Raw genomic sequence first — 23357 nt, forward strand, 5'->3', positions numbered from 1 at the left:
CGAATTAAAAATCATGTAATATGATTTCTGTAAAAGCGTTTGCACAAATTTCGCGGAAAATGGAGAGGGGTATAAGAATGAACAGGGGATTTAAAAAATTATCAATGCTATTTTTAGCTATGATGCTAATTGTAGTCGCTTTCATTTCTGGATGTAGCAGTGACAAAAAAGCATCGACAGATAATGAAGGAGCAGCTGAGGAAAAAGGGGATCTTCCTTGGGATAAAAAAGAAAACGGTTACAAAATTGAGAAAGAATTACTAGATGGAAAAGCATCTTTGAAAGTATGGTTAGATGACGATACTTACGCAGACGCAATCATTAAAGCATGGAATGAGAAATACCCAAAAGTAAAAATCAAGTACGAAAAAGTTGGAGCAGTTGATGCTCGTGCAAAAATGGCTTTAGATGGGGAAGCTGGTCTTGGTGCAGACGTTTTCATTCAACCACATGATGGAATTGGACCATCATTATCAGATTCTATTATCGGTCCAATGGGAAGATATAGCGATCAATTAAAAGATGAAATTATTCCGTCTTCATTAAAGACAGTAGAAAGCGATGGTCAATATTACGGAGTGCCGATTTCTACGGAATCGCTTGCACTATTCTATAATAAAACGCTATTAGAGCAAGTAGCAGGTTCAGGTGAACCAGCAAAAGATTGGAAAGACATTGTTGAGCTTTCAAAAACTTATAACAACAAAGCGAAAAACCAATGGACAGTTCGTTGGGAATCAGGTAACTCTTACACAAACCATTTCTTCTTAACAGCAAATGGATTCCAACTGTTTGGTAAAAATGGAGACGATGCAAAAAAATTAAACTTTGAAGATGAGTCAGTAACAAAAGGATTAGAATTCTTCAAATCACTTCGCCCAGTTTGGGATGTAAACGCTGAAGATGCAACAAACGATACAACAACTCTTGAATTTGCAAAAGGGAAAACACCTTACTTAATTTCAGGACCTTGGGCAATCGCTGATGTGAAAAAAGGCGCTGAGAAAAACAACTTCGAATTTGGTATTACAACAATTCCAGATGTTGATGGCCAAAAAGCTAAAACATTCTCTGGGAACCAAATTGCCTGCGTATCTGCTTATTCTAAATATCCAGGTGCAGCACGCGTATTCGCAATGTTCCTAGCTTCTAAAGAGGGAGCAGAAGCAATGTATCAATCAACTGGTAAATTACCAGCACTAAAAGAAAAAGCAGCTGAAAAAGTAGCAGGTCTTAAAGACGATGAACTTCTTCAAGGTGTAGCAGCTCAAGCAGCGAACTCAACTCCAATGCCAACAATTCCAGAAATGGCTAACTACTGGGATCCTGCTAAAGCAATGTACGTAAACGTATGGAATGGCTTATTAGATGTAAAAGCAGCTCAAAAGAAAGCAACTCAAGATTACGAAACTTTACAAAAATCAGGCGGTAAATAATCTGTCTGAGGAAGAAGCAAAATCTTGCATATATGTGACATCTGAAAGTACCTAGATGTCATTCTGACGAAGAGAAATTGCCTCTCCAATACAACTTGGATGAGGCAATTTTATCTTCTAAAAAAGCAAACGTTTGCAAAGATTGGGAATTTAGTTTTACATCTTTTGGAATAAAATTCTATTAAACTATTTTTTCAAGTAAAGTTAGTAGGTCTTATGCCTGCTTTTCTGCTTGAAGAGGAGGATATACGCCATGATTGATCATGCACCGAAAAAGAGTCCTGTTTTACCTGGTGTAGCTTCAGCTATCATTTGGGGACTGGGCCAACTGCTGAACAAACAGCCTGTTAAAGCATTATTTTTCTTTATCATTCAAGTGCTAATTGTAATGATTGAGTTTCTTACTGGAAACTACACGAACATGTCTGGTGGCTTTAGTTTTCGCGAAAATGGTGGCTTCTTTTTAAAAGGCTTCTGGGGTCTTGTGACGCTTGGAGAGGTTCCAAGAAAAATGTCCATCCTTGGTCTTACAGATGGAGATCACTCCATTGTTCTTTTAATTAACGGGATTATTGCCATCTTGTTTATGTGTATTTTGTTGTCACTGTACTATTGGAATATTAAAGATGCAGTAAAAACAAGAAAGCTTGCTAATGAAACAGGTCATACTCCAAAGACTCGCGAGTACTTAAGTGAATTATGGACAAGCATGTTTGAATACATCGTGCTCATTCCATCTGCACTTCTTCTACTATTTATCTCAGTAATGCCAATCATTTTTGGTGTTCTTATTGCATTTACCAACTACAACGGTGCTCATCTTCCACCAGCTAAGCTTGTTGACTGGGTTGGATTTGATAACTTCGTGAACCTATTTAAAATGCCAATCTGGTCTTCCACGTTCCTCGGTGTATTTGGATGGACGATCGTATGGGCAATCTTATCAACTGTGACATGCTTCTTCGGAGGACTGTTCCAAGCGGTTATTTTAAACAACAAACGAGTAAAAGGTAAAAAGTTCTGGAGAACGCTTTATATCCTTCCATGGGCCATTCCAGGAATGATCTCCTTGCTTGTATTTAAAACGCTATTCAATGGTCAATTTGGACCTGTCAGCCAATTTTTATTGGATATTGGATTAACGTCTGAACGTATCTCTTGGTTCACGGATTCAAGTAATCCAAATCTGGCACGCGCAATGGTGCTCATCATTAACTTATGGCTCGGTTTCCCATACTTCATGGCATTAATGACTGGGGTTATGACAAGTCTTGATAAGGAAATTTATGAAGCAGCTAAAATCGATGGTGCAACACCAACACAAGAATTTTGGAAAATTACGTTCCCGCTTGTATTAAGTGCAACTGCGCCGCTGTTAATTATGTCATTTGCAACAAACTTTAATAACTTTAACGTCATCTATTTCCTCACAGAGGGTGGACCAGTCAATTCGCAGTATCAGTTCGCTGGATACACAGATATTCTGATTACGTGGATTTATAAATTAACCATTGATGTCAAGATGTATAGCATGGCATCTGTTATGTCGATGATTATTTTCATTGTGATCGGTTCGATCTCTGCTTGGAACTTCAGCCGTACACAAGCGTTTAAGGAAGAGGAGTTGAGCTAAATGGAGAGTGTAACACCCGTTAATCGTAACGTGCCAGCTCCTAAGAAGGGGACACCTGGCCTTAAAATTAAAAGCTTTTTCATTACGACGCTCATTTATATTGAGTTAATTATCGTAGGAGCTGCCGTTCTTTTTCCGATCATCTGGATCGTTGGTTCGTCATTTGGTGAGTCTAGTGGGTTAGCAAATGCCACGGCTATTCCTGAACATCCTACAATTATTCACTACAAAGAATTGATTGAAAAAACCAAGTTCCTAGCCTGGTATTGGAATACATTTAAAATTGCCGTATTGAACATGATTTTCTCAGTTCTATTGAGCACATCAACGGCGTACATTTTTTCTCGCTTTAAGTTTAAAGGTAAAAAAGTGGGCTTAATGTCAATCTTGATTCTGCAAATGTTCCCTTCCTTCATGGGGATGATTGCTCTTTACATTTTATTCTTAAACTTTGGCCTGTTAAATAGCCATATCGGATTAGTCATTATCTATGCTGCAGGACAAATTCCGTTTAATACATGGTTAATTAAGGGATATCTACAGTCTGTTCCAAAATCATTAGATGAATCAGCCATGATCGATGGAGCAACGAAAACACAAATTTTCTTTAAGATCATTATGCCGCTTTCAAAGCCAATTCTAACGTTTGTAGCGCTCACGCAATTTATGGCACCGTGGATGGACTTCATTCTTCCACGTCTCTTAATTAGCTCAAACGAAAAGAAAACACTTGCGATAGGCCTTTTCGATCTTACTAAAGGAAATACGAATACAAACTTTACGATGTTTGCTGCAGGAGCTATTCTTGTTGCGGTACCAATTACACTCTTGTATATCTTCTTACAAAAGTACCTTATTAGTGGGTTAACAGCCGGAGCTAATAAGGGATAAATGACAGAGAGAAAAGAGGGGATTCCTCCTTTTCTCTTTCTTTTTAAAAGATGCTGAAAGCGCTTTAAATACTGATTTATTGATAAGGAGCGCATTTTTGGGACAAAGAAAAATAAAATTAGGACGGATATAACTTATGGGTGTAACAATAAAAGATATTGCGACTAAAGCAAACGTATCGCCATCAACGGTTTCACGAGTCATTTCAAACAGTCCCTTAATCGGTGAAAAAACAAAGCGAAAAGTCAAAAAAGTGATGGAAGAGCTAGGGTACTTTCCTAACTTTCACGCGCGCGTCTTAGTAAACGGAGCTACGTGTTCCCTCGGTATTGTGATGCCAGTATCAATGAGAGATCAGGACCTCGTATTTCAAAACCCCTTCTTTCAAGATGTCATGAAGGGTGTGGGATCGTTTGTTCACTCGAAAAACTATTCACTTTATATGACGTCAGGAGAAACGGAAGAGGAAATTTACCAGGACGTTGTGAATATGGTCAAAGGAAGACGAGTAGATGGCATTTTACTTCTTTATTCGCAAGAAGAGGACCCTATTATCAATTTTCTTGTGGAACATGATTTTCCGTTCGTGTTGGTTGGTCATCCTCCTGATAACGTTCAAAACATTACGTATGTGGACAATGATAACTATAAAATTGCCCAAAACGTCACGAAATACCTTCTGTCACTTGGACATGAAAAGATCGCCTTTATCGGGGGGAATAAGCGCTTGATTGTGACGAGAAATCGTCTATCTGGATTTTTAGATACGCTTTCTCTTGCGGGACTTTCTGTTCCTGAGGATTATATCAAACATACCGAGTTTAGCATTGAGGGTGGAAATGCAAGTGTGCAGGAGCTTCTGGAATTAAACGAGATACCGACAGCTATATTTGTAACGGATGACGTCTTAGCAATGGGTGTTCTAAACGTACTGCATGAGAAGAAAATACGCGTACCTGAGCAAGTAACGGTTGTGAGCTTTAATAACTTGTTTTTTGCAGGGTTCACGATTCCACCATTAACGACGGTAGATGTGAACATCTATCAGCTTGGTTATGAAGCGGCAAAATGTTTGGTAGAAAAGGTGGAGGACACCTCAGCTACACCGAAGTGTATTGTGGTACCATCGAAGCTAGTTGTTCGCAAAACCTGTCAGCATATCGGAGATCAATCGTTACAGAAGATGTTATCTCACCTAGATTTTCAAATCGTTGTTCAATAAAAAAATCCTGGTCACATTTTGGAGACCAGGATTTTTTCTGCTTATTTTACTGTTGCTTGCCATGATGTTTTCAAGCTGTTAATATCGTTGATCAACGTTTTTTGAGCCTGAATACTAATCAAAAGACGCTGTGCAGACTGTAACTTAGTAGTCATGTCTGTCAAAACTTTGATTCCTTGCGTAATATCTCCTTTGTTGTAGGAGCTCTCCGCAGCTTGTAGATCATTTTGTAATGTCTGGCTAAAGGCATTTCTAATTTTCGCCTTGGTTGTAAAATTAGACAGCTCTTGTTTAACTTCTTCCATTGTCACGGTAACAACGAATGGAATTTCATTGCTCGTAACGCTTTGCTTTGTAGAAGTAGAGGTTGCCATAACTGATGCAATACCAGCCGATTTCGCTACAATTTCTCCTGAGTCGGAAATACTAATAACGTCTGGGTTTGATGAGACAAGCTTGAACTGATTTGCAGTTAATGTTGCTTCAGCACCACTTACGTATTTCACTTGAACAGTAGGTGAAGGGGTAACGACTTGTTTCTTTTGCAAGTTCAATCCAACTGGACCTATATCCAAGTTCAAGCTTTCAATCATAATGGGAAGCTTATATAGTCTTGAACCAAGCGTATAGTAAATGCTCCCATCGTTCGATAATGTCATGAACTGAATGGATTCTTCAACCACTTCATCGGATACTGTCATCAGCTTTTTGGATCCTCGCACAAGCTGTTTAACTTCTAACGTATCAGGATTAACAGCCGTTAATTTTCGACCAAGTGTCGTGTAGAGCGTCCCATTTTTTCCCCAGTCTAAGTAGAACGGACGGAATTTACCTGTACTGAACGTAGTAGGATAAACAATTTTGCTTTTGACGACTTCATACGTTGTCGGGTCCATGGCAAAAATCGTTCCGTCAATAATTCCCCAAAGTAAGCCATCAGGTCCAAACGATAATCCACCAATCATTTCAAGTGGTATATCTAATCCAGGAATTTTAGGCGTGAATTCCGCAATTTTTTCTCCCTTTTCTACATCGAATACGAACATTTTCGCTTCTTTTTCAACAGGGTCACTTCCTAGACCACCGTAGATAGAAGTACTTCCATAAATTTTCCCGTCTTTATAAGCGAGTCCGATGATGCTTTGATCCTTTACAATGTCCGCGTAGACTTTTGTTTGAACATTCACTTGATCATTAGCAGAAGGGCTCTCGCTTAACACGGTAAGCGCACCACCATGCTTTCCATAACCAGGAATCGTTCCGATGAATAACTTGTTATCTCCACTTGTCATCGCAAACGGACGATCTTGGTCATCATCAATATCAACAGCGAGAGAAGGGTTCCCATTTTTTCCACTTGTGTAGTTAATCGGTTTTGTTGGATCGTAGCGATAAATCTTCGCACCAGGGTATGTTCCGAAATAGACCACACCGTTTAATGATCCAATTCCCTCTGACTGATGGAAGCTTTTATTCATATACGTATAGCTTTGGGATGATTCATCAAAAATACTCATTCCACGCTGATATCCGCCAGAATATACTTTTCCGTCAATTGCAGCGATTGCATTTATGTTCGTACCTTGGGCATCCACGTTTGGAAAGTGAAGCTTATAATCATTGTCGGTTGGATTGTAAAAGAAAGAATCTGTAAAAGCAGCCATTCCTGCTAGCACTGTTTTTCCATTTTGTAACGTAATCCAAGCGTGTGCTTTAATTTCTGTTTCGTCTGGTAGTGGAGGGGCGTCTTTTAGCTCTTCCACTTTGTTTTCTTTCAGATTGTACGTGTAGAGACTACTGTTTAACTTATAGTAAATTAGGTCTGGATTATAAGGTGAGGGAGAGGAGATCTTCCCTTGGAAGCCAATGGTGTTAATGTGCTTTCCAGTTGCTTCATCTAAAATGAATAGTCGGTAACCCGCGCGGACGAATAATTTCCCGCCGTATACAGCTACTTCTGATACTGTTGCGCTTTCACCTGAAATGGGAAGAGGTATTTCGACTTTTTCACCTGTTTTACGATCGTAACGCATAAGAGCGGCTGTTGTTCCGATTCCGACATACACGTATTGATCTGTTACACCTAGGCCACGAGCATATTGCTGGCCTTCCTTCATGATACCTAAATCGTTATATGTATTGGTCGCAATATCATATTCAAATACCTTCGTATTAGGATAAGTCGCTCCGTAAATCTTTCCATCACTACTCGACTTTAAATCCCAAACAAAAGTATCAGAGGGATTTTTCCCAAGCGATTCAAGCTTTTTCTCATTTGGTAAGTAACGATAGAGCATACCGTTCATCGTGCTAGCGAAATAGACATTCCCATCGCTCCCGACCGTCATTCCCCATACCACATCAGAATTAGCAATGGTTTGGGAGAACTTTTGCTCACCTGTCTCTGCATCAACTGCATAAAATACTGCAGGACTTCCGTTAACAACCATGTATTGTTCATTTTCTCCTAACGCATTCTGCCCATAAGCTGCCGCTTGAGATAAAGGTGTTTTAACCGCTTGTCCAAGTGAGATTGGATCACTAAATGAATCTTCCGGATGGAAATTAGAAGCAGCGGCTAGTGCGTGCTGTGGTGCTAGAGAAAACAGACCTAAAACAAACAAAATTACTACTGATAAATAGTTGCGTAATTTCATTTCACCCTCCTTGTATCATTTTGTCTTATATTTAGCATGTACGATCAAATTATCGGTTATTATGGGATTTTTTTGAAGTATTTTGATCTAAAAGTAACATAAATCATAAAAGCAGCGCCAAAAGCGCTGCTTTTACAAACTAAGACAGGCTGTTTATAATCGCATCTAGATCATGAATATAGCCATCTCGTAACGCTCCTTTTAGTTCGCTTTCTGAAGTGTTTTGTAGCACTTCTTTGGCCTTCATAAGGTGATGAGTGGCTTTACTAGATTCACCCTTGTCTATAAAATGCTGTGCTGATTGTAGCGGATTAATAAGTTGTTTAAACAGAGAGTTGCTTATTTCTCCTGCTTCTCTGGCTTTTTGAATATCTTGTGTCAAAATAGGAAGGCTTGCTGTCACTGTAATCGTTACGTCGTTACTTGTGACGTCCTTACCATTACGATTGATCGTTGCCGTAACGGTTGCTACACCTGAATGCATCGCTTGAAGTGTTCCGTCCTCTTTGACACGAAGAACGGTAGGATCAGAAGAGGTTAGCGTCGAATCTTCTTTTTCATAGGCAATGGGCTTTCCATTGGCATAGGCAAATGAAATAGAAGGGTTTACAACGTCATATTTATTAATCACTTGTTGATCAACAGACAGGGAAACGATGGTTTTCATCGGAAGTTTATACAGTTTAGAACTAATGGTGTAATAGAGGCTTCCGTCATCTGAGAGCGCCATTAAATTAATAGCAGCTTCTACAACTTCATCTGATAAAGTCATCATTTGACTAGAGCCTGTGATAAGCTTTTGAGAATCTAACGTAACAGGGTTAATCGCCGTAAGAGTTCTTCCAATTGTCGTGTAAATGGTGCCATCATAGCCCCATTTCAAATAATAAGGACGGAACTTACTTGAGCCAAACGTAGTCGGATAAACAACTTTGCTTTTGACTACCTCAAAGGTGTCAGGATTCATTGCAAAAATGGTTCCGTCTACAATTCCCCACAGTAATCCGTCAGGACCGAATTCTAAGTCACCGATAAGCTGTATGGGAACGTCTATCCCTGGGATAGTCGGAGTGAATTCCTTAATCTTTTGCCCTGTTTTGACATCAAATACAAACATTTTTGCTTCTTTTTCTGTTGGTGTACTACCGAGTCCACCGTATATAGATGTGCCTCCATACAATTTGCCATCTTTATAGGCAAGACCAAAAATACTTTGATTTTGGACAATGTTTGAATAGGTTTTTGTCTCTGTCGCAATGATGCCATCACTGTTCGGCTTTTCTTTTAAAATCGTTAAGGCGCCACCAAGCTTTCCATAGCTTGGGAATGTCCCAATAAACATCATATTATCAGCGCTTTTTAAAACGAACGGACGATCCTGGTCTTCTTCAATATCCAGAATAAGTCCAGGGTTTCCTTGCTTAATTTCGTTGTAGTCAAACGGTTTGCTTGGATCGTAGCGATAGATTTTCGCCCCTGGATAGGTTCCAAAGTAGAGCGTATCGTTCATCACGCCGATTCCTTCAGGCTGATGAAAGCCCTTGTACGTATAAGTGTAGCTTTGACTTTTCTCGTCAAAAATACTGAGGCCTCTTTGATAGCCTCCCGCATATACTTTGCCATTTAAGTAGTGCAAGGCGTTAACCGTTGTTCCCTGTGCTTCAACGGTTGGGAAATGAAGATTATAATCGTTGGTAGTTGGATTGAAAAAGAAGGAATCCGTAAAAGCTGCCATTCCAGTTAAGACCGTTTGTCCATCTTTTAGAGTAATCCATGAGTGAGATTTTACAGCTGTATCTGCTGGTAGAGGAGGAATGCCCGTTACTTTTTGAATCGTATTGGTTTCGGTGTTATAGGAATATAAGTCCCCACTTGATTTGTAGTAGATTAAGTTCGGGTTGTAGGGAGAAGGTGGAGAAATTTTTCCTTGAAAGCTGATCGTACGAATAAGCTTTCCTGTTGCTTCATCTAAAATAAATAGGCTTGTTCCTGAATAGACGAATAGTTTTCCATTATAAACCGCAGATTCGGAAATCGTTCCGCCTTTTCCGCTGTTTGGTATTGCAATTTCTTTCTTTTCGCCTGTTTGGCGGTCATAGCGTACTAGTGCTGCAGTCGTTCCGATTCCTACGTATACATACTGATCGGTAACGCCTAATCCTCGTGCGTATTGCTGTCCTTCCTTCATCACCCCTAGGTCAGTAAATGAATTTGAAGCGATATCATATTCGAATACCTTTGTGCGAGGATATGTTGAACCGTAAATCTTTCCATCAGCGCTTGCTTTAAGGTCCCAAACAAAACTATCAGAAGGGTTTTTTCCTACTTCTTCAAGGCGTTTTTCATTTGGAAGATAACGATAAATCATGCCGTTAATAGTACCAGCCATGTAGACATTGCCGTCACTTCCCACCGTCATCGCCCAAACAACATCTGTATTGGGAAGGGCTTGAGAGAATTTTTTTTCTCCTGTTTCGGCATCCACGGCATAGAAAACGGCCGGTGTTCCGGTAATGGCAATGTACTGCTCGTTTTCCCCACTTGCTGTTTGACCATATGCAGCAGCTTGTGAGAGTGGAATGGTAACCGCTTCGCCTAAATTAATGGGTTTCTCAAACTGATCGCCGGGCTGAAACTCATTAGCAAGGGCATGACGCGGGAAAAGAGCTAAGATGAGGAAGCCAGTGATGAGTAAAAGAACGTACTTTTTCATAGAAAATCCCCCTTTTAAGTAACCGCTTTCTTTGCTGCGGAATGAGGGATGATAAGCGGCTGTAAATAAAAGTATATAGGAAGAAATTTGGTAAAAGAAGGCGATATCCTTATTTTGGTAGATAAGGACTAGGAAGAATTTTCAAAGGTAGGAGAGATTACACTCAAAATAATCAAAGCCCTCTAAAATATTTAGAGGGCTTTGACTGTATTAACAGCAACGAGATATTTTTCCACCCTTAGCGTTAAAGCGTTCCTCCTGAGCTTCGCAGAAGAATTCTTTGCGGCATTTGATTGGTTCATCAGGGTGATGGTTCTTCATATGATCCACATATTTTTCGTAGCTTGGAACACCTACCAGCAGACTAACAAACTGCTTTCGGTGCGCTAAAAAAGATGTTATTAGTTTACGCATAATGTTGGAAGTCTCCTTTTTCACGTGGAACGTAAGGCGCTTCGTGAAGAGTCGTTTTTTTGTTTGTAAGAACCTTTATCCACATACGAATCGCTGATACTAAAACAGCCAATACAACGAGCATAAAAATACCGCAGAGCGTGGCATCGATATAGTCATTAAACAATACTTGCTGCATTTGTTCTTTAGACGTTGCTGGAGCTAAAATTTTCCCTTCGTCTAGCGCACCTTTAAATACTTTCGCATGAGCAAGGAATCCGATTTTAGGATTATCATGGAATAGTTTTTGCCATCCTGCTGTCATGGTTACAATTAATAGCCACGTAGTTGGGACAAGTGTGACCCATACATACGCTTTTTTCCCCATTTTGAACAAGAGAGTTGTTCCAAGGAGAAGGGCAATCCCTGCTAGCATTTGGTTGGCAATACCGAATAATGGCCAAAGCGTGTTAATACCACCCAACGGATCAATAACACCTTGATAAAGGAAGTAGCCCCATCCTGCTACACAGAGTAGCGTAGCTAATAAGTTAGCTGGAAGAAAGTCTGTTTTCCCGAGAGGCTTATACACATGGCCTAAAAGATCCTGAATCATAAATCGACCAACGCGGGTTCCTGCATCAATGGTTGTTAAAATAAAGAGAGCTTCAAATAAAATAGCAAAGTGGTACCAAAACGCCATGAGCGCTTTTCCACCAATTACTTTTGAGAAGATAAACGACATTCCGATCGCAAGAGTAGGAGCGCCACCTGTACGAGAAAGAATGCTTTCCTCTCCAACATCTTTTGCGAGCGTGCTTAAATCATTAGGAGTAATAGCAAATCCCCAGCTGCTTACGGTTTGGGCTACTTGTGACACGTCTGTCCCAATTACGGCAGGAGGACTGTTAATCGCAAAATAAATACCAGGCGTTAACACACAGGCAGCAATCATGGCCATAACGGCAACGAAGGATTCTGTGAGCATCGCTCCGTATCCAATCGGCTGTGCATGAGATTCGCGTTCGATCATTTTTGGTGTTGTACCAGAGGAAACGAGAGCATGGAATCCTGATACAGCTCCACAGGCAATGGTAATGAATAAGAACGGAAACATGTTTCCAGCAAATACGGGTCCTGTTCCATCAATGAACTGTGTGACGCTCGGCATGTGTAGGTGAGGACCAACAATAAGAATTCCTAACGCAAGACCTAAAATCGTTCCAATTTTTAAGAACGTGCTTAAGTAATCGCGCGGAGCAAGTAGCATCCAAACGGGAAGAACAGAAGCGATAAATCCATATACGATCATCATAATTGCGATTGTTTCGCCTTTAAACGTAAACATGCTAGCAAGAGTTGGATTTTCGGCTACGTATTGTCCGGCTACTAATGATAGGATTAAGAGCACAATTCCAATAATCGATCCTTCACCAACGCGACCAGGGCGAATATAACGCATGTATACACCCATGAAAATAGCAATTGGAATCGTAGCGGCAATGGTGAACATTCCCCAAGGACTTCCTGTTAGCGCTTTCACAACTACGAGCCCTAAAACGGCTAAAAGGATAACCATGATGCCTAAAATGCCAACCATCGCAATAAATCCAGTGACAGGTCCAATTTCTTCTTTAATCATTTCACCAAGAGATTTTCCCTTACGGCGCATAGAACCGAATAGGATAATAAAATCCTGAACCGCTCCCGCAAGGACAACACCCACAACGATCCAGATCGTTCCAGGCAAGTATCCCATTTGTGCGGCTAGAATAGGCCCGACAAGTGGACCTGCTCCCGCGATCGCGGCAAAGTGATGACCAAAAAGAACCCACTTGTTTGTTGGAACATAATCTTTTCCATCTGCCTGCGTTTCAGCAGGGGTTTGGCGATTATCATCTAGCTGAAACACTTTTCGGGCAATGAAACGACTGTAAAATCGGTAGGCAACAGCGTACACACACACGGCTGCTGTCAGGAGCCAAATGGCATTAATTGTTTCTCCTTGTTTTAATGCCACGACGCCAAAACAGATTGCTCCTAAGGCTGATATAACACCCCAGATCAAAATTGATTTCCATGCTCTCATGCATATTCCCCCTCAATAATTTGTCTACACGGTAATTATATTTTATTTTTCTGAATTTTTAAACAAAATAATTGGAAAAGCATTGGAAGAGCGGCAGAAACGTATGACAAATAATCCAGAAATGATAGAATAATAAAATACTTTGTCGTGAGAGGAGAAATAAGATGGAAAAAAAGCGAACCATTGCATCAGCGGTATGTCCACTAGATTGTCCAGACACGTGCGGATTAAAAGTGGAAATAGAAGAAGGAAAAATTGTCTCCGTGAATGGTGACCCGAATCACCCCGTCACAAAGGGAGTTATCTGCCATAAAGTGCGTAAATTTCCTGAGAGAGTAAACCACCCTGACCGTGTTTTGTATCCATTAAAACGTGTAGGAGAAAAAGGGAATCTTTCTTTCAGACGGATTACGTGGGAAGAAGCGTACGGGGAAATTACTCATCGCTACAACGACTTAATCAATCGTTACGGACCAGAGAGTATTCTTCCTTACAGCTTTTACGGAAATATGGGGTTATTAAATAGTGATGGAATGGATCGTCGCTTTTTCCATAAGCTCGGCGCAAGTCACCTTGAACAAACCATCTGTAATTCAGCAGCTTCTGTTGGATTTCGCTATACGATGGGCAGAGGTGTAGGCATTGACCCAGAAGATACAATTCATTCGAAGCTAATCCTTATCTGGGGATGCAATGTTATTAGCACAAACATGCACCAAATGATTTATTTTAATGAAGCTCGAAAACGCGGCGCAAAAATCGTCGTTATTGATGTCCATAAAAATAAAACAGCAAAATGGGGGGACTGGTTTGTCCAATTAAATCCGGGAACAGATACAGCATTAGCGCTTGGGATGATGCACGTCCTTATAAACGAAAAGTTGGTCGATGAAGCATTCGTTTCTAAATATACGGTTGGCTATGAAGAACTGGTTGCACATGTGCAGGAATATACACCGGAATACGTGTCTCGTATAACGGGTGTTTCAGCTGATGATATTATTAAACTAGCGAAAATGTATGGTGAAGCGACGCCATCTTTTATTCGAATTGGAAATGGACTGCAACATCACGAGAACGGGGGAATGATGATACGAGCGATTACATGTCTCCCAGCTCTAACAGGTCAATGGGGAGTAAAAGGTGGAGGAGCTTTAAAAGGAAATAGCGCTTATGCAGAGTTAAACTATGCAAAGCTTGCACGTGCTGATCTGAGACCAAGTCGAAATCCTCGCAGAGTGAATATGAATCAAATTGGAGATGCACTTCTGCAGGAGGAATTCCCAATTCGCAGTCTTTTCGTTTATAACAGCAATCCTGCTCAAGTAGCCCCTGATCAAAACAAAGTTCGAAAAGGACTAATGAGGGAAGATTTGTTTACCGTTGTGCATGATTTATTTTTAACCGATACGTGTAAGTATGCCGACATTGTCCTACCGGCAACAAGCCATTTTGAAAATACAGATCTTTATAAATCATACTGGCATTTATATCTACAGCTACAGCAGCCGATTATTGAACCAATGGGAGAAGCAAAGTCAAACTTCACGTTATTTAAAGAGCTTGCTGAATGGATGGGGTTCACTGATGATGCGTTTCAAGTAAGTGAACAAGAGATGATTGATGAGGCGCTCGATAGCCAAAATCCATCGCTTGCAGGGATTACATACGAGCGTTTAGCCAAAGAAAAGCATATAAAATTGAACGTAACCGCACAGCAGATGTTTCCGGAGTATATCCCAACTCCTTCAGGAAAAGTAGAGTTCTATTCAGAGCGAATGATAAGAGATGGTTACCACCCGCTTCCACACTATGAAGGGGCTAAGGAGAATGATCACTACCCGCTAACGTTTGTATCCGGACCTAATCACCAGTTTTTGAATTCGACGATGTCTAATATTGAAAGTCTTCAAAAATTAGAAAAGGAGCCAATCCTTTCACTGCATCCCGCGGAAGCGATGAAAAGGGGAATTCATGATGGAAATCAAGTACGGGTGTTTAACGAATTAGGTGAAGTGAAGCTGCGTGCGGTCGTTACCGAAGACGTACTACCTGGTGTTGCGCTTACGCAAGGCTTGTGGTGGGACGACGAAGAGGGTGAGCGTATTTCCGTTAATATGCTTACACCACAAAAGCTAGCAGATATGGGCGGAGGAGCGTCTTTCTTTTCAGCAAAAGTGGAATGTGAATTAATGTAGATAGAAAAAGGCGAGCTCAATAAAAAAGAGCTCGCCTTTTTTATTTAAACACGCTGTTACTGAGCCGTTTAATTCCTCTTTTATACGTGTCTAAAAAGTGATTTGCTTTTAACGATCCTCCTTGCACGGTGAAAGACACTTCGTATTCAACATGACAGTAATACCATGCTTTTTTTGCTTTTGGCCCGTAGATCATAATGGGAGGCACTTTAGCTACGACATCTGTTGTATTAATAAACCGAATGGAATTTGGAACGAGCTGGTGGTAACGAGCAGCAAAGGTTGGATCACCTACACGAGGACTGGCGAAATTATACATCACAACGTTTCGAAAGAGCTGGTTTGTTGCGACGTCTGCTGCATGAAGAGTAGCCAAAGCTGCTCCTAAACTATGACCGGTAATATAAAGCGTTTTATTGGGAGAAAGCTTTTTATAGACATCTAGCAGAAAGTCCCGGCATGATTCGTAGACGCTTAAAAATCCGTTATGAACAAGTCCGCCGTTGACCGTATAGGGGTAGTAGCTTTGGGAGTAGTCCGCATCTGCCATCCAATCTACGTCTGACTGAGTTCCTCGGAATGCTACAATCACGGATTCTTCGGACTCTAAAATGAAGCCAAACAAGCCGGTTTTGCCATACGTGGTTGCTTGAAATTCAGTCACAAGCGTAAACCCTTCTGGAACAGAGACTAACCCATTTTGCTGGTATTGCGTATACGCAAGCTCACACATATTTAATAAAAAAAGGGCGAGGGATTTGTTGTAGTATGGGGTTCTAAACATTGGATTTCCCACCTCATTCGTAAAATATCGTTACCGACAAGGTATGTGAGATTAGTTAAAATGTGCCTATGGTTCTGAAAAGCATAAATAAGGGAGAAGAAAATACCATGCCCTAAAAGCAGGGAAACAGAGAAAAATGTCGTACTTTTGTACTATAAAATAAGTCGAGTGGGGTACGACAGAATGGTAGCTGAGAAGTTATTTTTGCATGTTTTAATTATTTTAGTGCCAACATTACTTCATGGAATTGTGAAAGAATACAATCGGTACGGAAGTTCTCCTTATGCAATCGGATTTTTTCAAGGGGGAGCGGCTTTTTGTTGTCTAATGTTTTCATTTTCGAATGACGGTTTTTTCTGGGATTTGCGCTATGTCCCTTTGATTTTAGCTTTTGTATATGGTGGAAAAAAGTCAGGCCTGGTCGTATTGGGGTTTATTTTTTTAGGAAGAACTATTTTAGGTGGCGACGCACTTATCATTGGCTATATAAGCGCTTTGGCTTCTGCTATGATCCCTTTTCTTTTAGCTAAAATGGCGTGGAAATTTTCTGCGCGCAAACGAATTGTTTTTACCATTATATTAGGATTAGGTCCATCTCTCGTTCAGCTTTCCATATTGTTAATTTCTACTGCTCTAAGCCCAAATGTCTCAATAGAAGCTAGCTTAATTGAAAATGTAATAAGCTTTGGCACTATTCAACTCATCGGAATTTGCATGGCTTCATTAATTTATGAGTGGATGATCGAGAGAAAGATAATGAAAGAAAAAATTCAGCATGCGGAGAAACTGAATACGCTAGGGGAGTTAGCTGCCTCCATTGCACACGAGGTACGTAATCCGCTTACGGTTGTAAAGGGTTTTCTACAATTAATGAATCATGATCAAAAAAAGGAACGCGGGGAGTATGATCAATATATTTCGCTCGTACTAAGCGAGTTAAACCGAGCGGAATCAATTATTAGTGACTATTTAAATTTTGCCAAGCCGCAGTTTCCTAAGATTGAAGTGTTTTCCTTATCAGACATGCTTTATGATGTATTAGCTTTATTAAACCCATTAGCCGTAAAGCAAGGAGTGAACCTACATATAAACGTACAAATTCCTCTTCATTTGGAAACGGATCAAAATCAACTAAAGCAGGTGTTTATCAATTTAGTAAAAAATGCAATAGAAGCCACTGATAATAGCGGAACGGTCACTATTCGTGTGCAACAGGAGGATGATTATGTATGTGTGCAGGTTATTGATAATGGGAAAGGAATGAACAAGGAGCAGCTTTCACGAATTGGGACGCTTTTTTATACCACAAAAGATCGAGGAACAGGATTGGGAACGATGGTGTCCTTGCGAATCATTGAAGCAATGGATGGTAAAATTACGTATAAAAGCGAAGAAGGCAAAGGCACTGAAGTACATCTTCTCCTGCCTTTTCGTCCGGAAATAAGTCGTTCAATGTCTACTAAGGCATAAAAAATAGAAGAAAATGATTCAAAAAACATGTTGCGTAAAAGCCACATGTTTTTTTGCGTAAAAGAGAATGATTGAACAGATAAAATATTTTTTGAAGGTTGTAAAAAAGCTTGATTTAACAGTATATTCAGCCTTTAGTAAAACAATGAGTAAAATTTTAGTTAAATTTTTATTGACGATTAATTTGGAATCGCTTACAATGATGTTGAAAATGTTTCTTAAAACAAGGGGGTAATAGCAGTGAAGAAAATGTTTAGTGTACTTAGCTTACTACTAGCTCTAACACTAGTTTTAGCTGCATGTGGGGGAAGTTCTGAAAAAACTTCAGGAAACAAGAAAGAATTAACAGCTTGGGCTTGGAACATTAACGTTCCTGTTCTGAAAAAAGCTGCTGAACAATTTGAAAAAGATAATCCAGGATTTAAATTAAAAGTCGTTGAAATGGGTCGCGAAGACGTGTACTCCAAATTAACAACAGGTCTACAAGCAGGCGGTAAGGGGTTACCTGATATCGTATTAGTCGAGGATGATCGTGTACAAGGATATGTAAACGCTTTTCCTAAAGCGTTCTTAGATATTTCAAAAATGGGATTCGACAAACAAGCAGACAAATTCCCAGAATATAAAAAAGCTCTATTGGAAAAAGACGGTAAAGTATATGGCTTCCCATTTGATGGTGGACCGACTGGCGTATTCTACCGTACAGATTACTTTGAAAAAGCAGGCGTGAAAGCAGACGATATTAAAACGTGGGACGACTTCATTGAAGCAGGTAAGAAAATCAAAGAAAAAGTGGGCGTTGACTTCATCGGTTTAGATCTTAACGGTGACGATGGACTTCTTCGTGCAATGTTAAATCAACAAGGATCGTTCCTATTTGATAACGACGGAAAAGTAGCGTTAAACACAGAAGAAGCGAAAAAAGCACTAAAAGTACAAAAAGATTTAAAAGATGCAAAATTAGTGAAAAACACTGTAGGTTGGGATGCTTGGATCAGTGCAATGTCTGAAGGTAAAACAGCAGTTGCTCCTTCAGGTGCTTGGTTAGCAGGTTCAATTACACAACAAGCAGCAGATACAAAAGGTAAATGGGGCGTTATGCAATTCCCTGCATTTGAAGAAGGTGGAAATCGCGCAGCGAACCAAGGTGGAAGTAACTATATGATTCTATCTTCTACTGTAAATAAAGATCTATCTTACAAATTCTTAGAATACTTCTCTACTTCTGACGATGTTCAATTAGAAGCGATGAAGGGTGGATTATTCCCAACATTAAATACAATTTACAACAATGAAATGTTTACAAAACCAGATGAGTTCTTCACAGGACAAACAATCTGGAAAACATTCGCTGACGAAGTAAACGACATTCCACCAGCGAACTACACAGAAAACTATTCATTAGCACATGATGAAGCGATTAAAGCGCAATCAGAAATTATGAATGGTAAGTCAATGGATAAAGCACTTAAAGATGCAGAAGATCGTTTGAAAAACAGAATGAATAAGTAATAGTAGAAACTTAAACAATTGATTTAAGTTTTCAAAGACGATCCTGTAACTCATGAAATATTTAAGGGTTTATAGTGATCGTCTTTTCTCTTAAAATACGAAACGTTTACGACGGAACTGAGAGGACGATCTATTCAGTTTAGAGACGGAGGTCAAAATGAGCAGAAATAAGCTTTTTCCATACTACTTTGTTGGTCCAGCCGTAATTTTATTCGCGATTTTTACCATCTACCCAATTATTTCTTCTCTCATCATGAGTTTTCAAAAGATGGATCAGGGAGAAATGGTATTTACAGGGTTATCCAACTATACGCGATTACTGCATGATGAGATTTTCTGGAAAGCATTAAAAAATACGTTCATTATTTTCATCATTCAAGTACCAGTCATGATTTTATTAGCACTTATTCTTGCTAGTGCACTAAATAGTCAGCTATTAAAATTTAAAGGTTTTTTCCGAGTATCCTTCTTTTTACCAGCCGTAACGTCTCTTGTGGCATACTCAATCTTGTTTTCAATCATGCTTCAAGACGAAGGGTTTATCAATAACTTCCTAGGCATCTTTGGTTTTGATCCTATCCCTTGGCTCTCAACACCAACTGGTGCTAAAGCATCCATTATTATTGCTATGACATGGCGCTGGACAGGGTATAACATGGTTATTTTCCTTGCAGCACTACAAAACATCTCAGAGGATATGTACGAAGCAGCTTCACTAGATGGAGCAGGGAAAATTAGACAGTTCTTTTACATTACGATTCCACAGTTAAAACCGGTTATTTTGTTCGCAGGAATTTTATCAACCATCGGAACACTTCAGTTGTTCGATGAGCCTTACAACTTAACAAAGGGTGGGCCAGCAGATTCCACCATGTCGTTAGGATTATATATTTATAAAAGTGGATTCCAATATTTTGACTTTGGTTATGCCTCAGCAGTTGCATATGCAGTTGTAGTATTAGTGGCGATCTTAACCTTTATCCAGTTCAAAGTAACGGAGGAAAAATAGATGAATACAGTCCAAAGAGTTACGACACAACCAACCATTCAAGTGAAAAAGAAGAAAAATAAGTCATTGGCAGGACGTATCGGTATTTATTTCATGCTTGGGATTTTCACCATTATTTCAATCTTCCCATTCTATTGGATGATTATCGGTGCAACCAACCATTCTAGTAAAATGTTTAGCAACCCACCAACGCTGTTACCAGGCAAAGAGTTGCTAACAAACTTAACCAATTTAAATGATTCAATCGGAATTGGAAAGGTTCTTTTTAACTCATTGTTTATTTCGGTCTTGTACGTCGTGTTTGCGCTCATTATTTGTACATCTGCGGCTTACGCATTAGCGAAATTTGAGTTCCGAGGAAGAAATCTTATTTTTACGATTTTCTTGCTTTCTATGATGATTCCGTATCAAGCAACGCTTATTCCATTATTTAAAATGATGTCGAATTTCAATCTATTAAATACGTATTTTGCGTTGATCGTACCGCAGCTTTGTTATCCATTCGCTATCTTCTTAATGCGTCAAAACTTCTTAGCTTTCCCAACGGAATTGCTAGAATCTGCGCGTTTGGACGGAGCGGGTGAATTCCGAATCTTTTTCCGAATTGTGTTGCCATCAATGAAGCCAGCTTTAGCGGCAACGGCAATTTTCTTATTTATGACTCAGTGGAACAACTTCATGTGGCCACTCGTTTCAACAACATCAAGCGATATGTATACATTCCCAGTAGCGCTATCAAGCCTATTCGGATTATCCATTATTGACTATGGTCAAGTAATGACAGGTGTAACCATTGCAACGATTCCAATTATTATTGTGTTCCTTGCTCTTCAAAAGCATTTCATTTCTGGTATGCTCGGCAGTGCATTGAAGTAGGTTTGGAGGCGATGAGAGAGATTAGAAGCTTAGTAATGATTACGTAGGAAAAGCCATTCACCAGTTTGAATGGCTTCCTACCTATTAGATATTTCCCTAGAGCGCATGATGAGTGTGAACATGATGCGTTGTTAGAAAGATCTAGGAAATGGTGAAAATAACAAAATCTCGTGTTAGTTAAAAGTGTCAACACCCCCTTAGTGCTCACTTTTAAAGAGGTTTTAAATGAGGAGTGGTTTTGTGCTAATACATGTAAATGAAGAAACAAAGCAGTTTCATTTAACGAATGAGAAGATTAGCTATATTTTTCACGTGATGAAAAACGGTCAATTAGGTCACCTTCATTATGGAAAGCGCCTGCATCATCGGGAGGATTTTTCTCATTTGCAGCGATACGACAATCCAACAAGTGCGAGCTGTCATCCGTACGAACAAGATCCAGCGTTTAGCCTAGAAACTAGTAAGCAGGAGTATCCATCGTATGGGACATCTGATTTTCGTGAGCCGGCTGTTAGCATCCGCCGATTAAATGGAAGCCATGTGACGAACTTTCAGTATCACTCATATCGACTTGTTCAGGGAAAACCAGCATTAGAAGGACTTCCTGCTACTTATGCAGAGAAGGACGAGGCTGAGACGTTACAAATCGTGTTAAAGGATTCACTTCTAGATGCTGAACTTGTCTTAAATTATACGATTTTTAAGAACCATCCTGTAATCACAAGAAGCGTTCAATTACTTAACCATAGCGAGGAAGCATTTTACGTAGAACGATTAATGAGTGCCTCCGTTGATTTTGAAGGCAAAGATTTTTCGATGATTCATCTCTCAGGAGCATGGTCTAGAGAACGTCATGTCAAAGAACGTCCTCTTGAAACAGGCATTCAAGCAGTTTCAAGTATTAGAGGCGCTAGTTCACATCATCACAACCCGTTTCTAGCACTAAAACGACCATTCACGACAGAAGAAATCGGTGAGGCGTATGGTTTTAACTTTGTCTACAGCAGTAACTTCCTAGCACAGGTGGAAGTGGATCATTATGATGTCTCGCGTGTAACAATGGGCATTCATCCGTTTCGCTTTGAATGGAAGCTAAATGGTAAAGAAACGTTCCAATCACCTGAAGTCGTTATGGCGTATTCAGCTGAAGGGTTGAACGGGATGAGCCAAGCGTTTCATAACGTCTACAGAACGCATCTTATAAAAAAACAATGGCGAGAAGTGGAGCGCCCAATCTTAATTAATAACTGGGAAGCAACGTACTTTGATTTTGATGAAGAAAAGCTTGTGAACATCGCGACAGAAGCACAGAAGCTAGGTATTGAGCTATTTGTATTAGATGATGGCTGGTTTGGAAAGCGCGATAATGACACATCATCACTTGGTGACTGGTGGGAGGATAAAGCGAAGCTGCCAAATGGGTTAGAGCGCGTGTCACAAAGAGTTCACGAAGCAGGGTTACAGTTTGGATTGTGGTTTGAACCTGAAATGATTAGTTTACGAAGTGAGCTTTTTCAGGAGCATCCGGAATGGGCTATTCAAACACCTAATCGTGAGATGACATTTGGACGAAATCAGTTTGTGCTTGATTTTTCACGCCCTGAAATCGTGGAGTACTTATATGAGAAGATGGCGGGAATTATTCAAAAAACAGGACTTTCGTATATTAAGTGGGATATGAATCGTTATATTACAGAAGCGTATTCGACTCAGTTAAATGAGGATCAGCAAGGTGAGTTTTTCCATCGTTACATTTTAGGTGTGTATCGCCTTTATGACAAGCTCACGCAAGATTTTCCAAACGTATTGTTTGAATCATGCGCAGGTGGTGGAGGTCGATTCGATCCAGCGCTTCTACATTATGCCCCGCAAGCATGGGCGAGCGATGATACAGATGCGGTTGAGCGTCTTAAAATTCAATACGGAACGTCATTTGCGTATCCAGTTTATAGCATTGGTTCTCACGTATCAGCTGTACCGAATCATCAAACTTTACGGGAAACACCAATCGAAACAAGAGCGGCTACTGCATATTTCGGAACGTTTGGGTACGAATTGAACCCATTAGAGCTATCAGAAGAAGAAAAAGAGGCTGTGAAGCAACAAATCTCTTTCTATAAAAAACAACGAAAACTGATTCGAGATGGCTCCTTTTACCGCTTAAAAAGTCCATTCCAAGGAAATGAAACGTCATGGGCAGTGGTAAGTCAGGATCAAACTGAGGTACTCGTTGGTTATTACAAAGTGTTAGCAACACCAACGGTTAAGACAAATCAAACCTTGCGTATCCAAGGGTTAAAATTAGATGCAGAATACGTAGTGGAAGGATATGATCAAACCTTCTACGGAGATGAATTGACAGCAATAGGGTTGCCGTTACCAGTAGAATTTAACGGGGTAAATGGAAATCGAGCTGAACGTGGTGGAGATTATCAAGCACAAATCTTTTATTTGAGACAAAAACAGTAAAGTTG

General features: G+C 40.0%; 15 protein-coding genes. 10 read left to right on the forward strand and 5 right to left on the reverse strand.

The window, feature by feature from the left end; genetic code table 11:
- The first annotated feature begins 77 nt into the window (after positions 1–77).
- The 4 genes from IE339_RS02100 (at position 78) to IE339_RS02115 (ending at position 5182) form a co-directional block, all read left to right on the forward strand.
- Positions 78–1436, forward strand: a complete 1359-nt coding sequence (locus IE339_RS02100) for a sugar ABC transporter substrate-binding protein (protein WP_053403118.1) — start codon at positions 78–80, stop codon at positions 1434–1436.
- Positions 1437–1689: 253 nt separating this feature from the next.
- Positions 1690–3069: a carbohydrate ABC transporter permease gene (locus IE339_RS02105; RefSeq protein WP_242173162.1), complete on the forward strand. Its 1380-nt coding sequence runs from the start codon at positions 1690–1692 to the stop codon at positions 3067–3069.
- Positions 3070–3960, forward strand: a complete 891-nt coding sequence (locus IE339_RS02110; RefSeq protein WP_242173164.1) for a sugar ABC transporter permease — start codon at positions 3070–3072, stop codon at positions 3958–3960.
- A gap of 136 nt (positions 3961–4096) precedes the next feature.
- A complete protein-coding gene (locus tag IE339_RS02115) occupies positions 4097–5182 on the forward strand; it encodes a LacI family DNA-binding transcriptional regulator (protein ID WP_242173166.1) in 1086 nt (361 codons plus the stop codon).
- A gap of 41 nt (positions 5183–5223) precedes the next feature.
- On the opposite strand, the gene IE339_RS02120 is transcribed toward IE339_RS02115, so the two are convergent.
- The 4 genes from IE339_RS02120 to IE339_RS02135 form a co-directional block, all read right to left on the reverse strand.
- On the reverse strand, positions 5224–7839 hold the full coding sequence (locus IE339_RS02120) for an FIMAH domain-containing protein (RefSeq protein ID WP_242173167.1): 2616 nt from the start codon (positions 7837–7839) through the stop codon (positions 5224–5226).
- Positions 7840–7978: 139 nt separating this feature from the next.
- The gene (locus tag IE339_RS02125) at positions 7979–10552 is read right to left on the reverse strand and encodes an FIMAH domain-containing protein (protein ID WP_242173169.1); all 2574 of its coding nucleotides are present in this window, start codon (positions 10550–10552) and stop codon (positions 7979–7981) included.
- Positions 10553–10762: 210 nt separating this feature from the next.
- Positions 10763–10966 (reverse strand): YbdD/YjiX family protein, encoded by a 204-nt coding sequence (locus IE339_RS02130; RefSeq protein ID WP_242173170.1) that lies wholly within the window; start codon positions 10964–10966, stop codon positions 10763–10765.
- Entirely contained in the window at positions 10959–13034 is a 2076-nt protein-coding gene (locus IE339_RS02135; protein ID WP_242173173.1) for a carbon starvation CstA family protein, read from the reverse strand. Before IE339_RS02135 ends, IE339_RS02130 begins: the two co-directional genes overlap by 8 nt.
- A gap of 164 nt (positions 13035–13198) precedes the next feature.
- Between IE339_RS02135 and IE339_RS02140 the strand changes: the two genes are divergently transcribed.
- Positions 13199–15232, forward strand: coding sequence for a molybdopterin oxidoreductase family protein (locus IE339_RS02140; protein WP_242173175.1), 2034 nt, complete (start codon positions 13199–13201; stop codon positions 15230–15232).
- 40 nt (positions 15233–15272) lie between these two features.
- Here IE339_RS02140 and IE339_RS02145 read toward each other — a convergent pair whose 3' ends face one another.
- Complete coding sequence (locus IE339_RS02145) at positions 15273–16016, reverse strand: lipase family protein (protein ID WP_242173177.1); 744 nt, start codon at positions 16014–16016, stop codon at positions 15273–15275.
- Positions 16017–16199: 183 nt separating this feature from the next.
- On the opposite strand from IE339_RS02145, the gene IE339_RS02150 reads away from it, so the two are divergent.
- The 5 genes from IE339_RS02150 (at position 16200) to IE339_RS02170 (ending at position 23352) form a co-directional block, all read left to right on the forward strand.
- Entirely contained in the window at positions 16200–17486 is a 1287-nt protein-coding gene (locus tag IE339_RS02150; protein ID WP_242173179.1) for an ATP-binding protein, read from the forward strand.
- Between the two features lie 249 nt (positions 17487–17735).
- Positions 17736–18998: an ABC transporter substrate-binding protein gene (locus IE339_RS02155; protein ID WP_242176086.1), complete on the forward strand. Its 1263-nt coding sequence runs from the start codon at positions 17736–17738 to the stop codon at positions 18996–18998.
- A 157-nt stretch (positions 18999–19155) separates the two neighbouring features.
- Positions 19156–20007 carry a carbohydrate ABC transporter permease gene (locus IE339_RS02160; protein ID WP_053403107.1) on the forward strand — a complete coding sequence of 284 codons (852 nt, stop codon included), beginning with the start codon at positions 19156–19158 and terminating at the stop codon, positions 20005–20007.
- A 93-nt stretch (positions 20008–20100) separates the two neighbouring features.
- Positions 20101–20883: a carbohydrate ABC transporter permease gene (locus IE339_RS02165; RefSeq protein ID WP_053403242.1), complete on the forward strand. Its 783-nt coding sequence runs from the start codon at positions 20101–20103 to the stop codon at positions 20881–20883.
- Between the two features lie 240 nt (positions 20884–21123).
- Positions 21124–23352: an alpha-galactosidase gene (locus IE339_RS02170; RefSeq protein WP_242173181.1), complete on the forward strand. Its 2229-nt coding sequence runs from the start codon at positions 21124–21126 to the stop codon at positions 23350–23352.
- The last annotated feature ends 5 nt before the right edge of the window (positions 23353–23357 follow it).

The sequence above is a fragment of the Priestia koreensis genome, from assembly GCF_022646885.1.
Lineage (GTDB): Bacteria > Bacillota > Bacilli > Bacillales > Bacillaceae_H > Bacillus_AG > Bacillus_AG koreensis_A.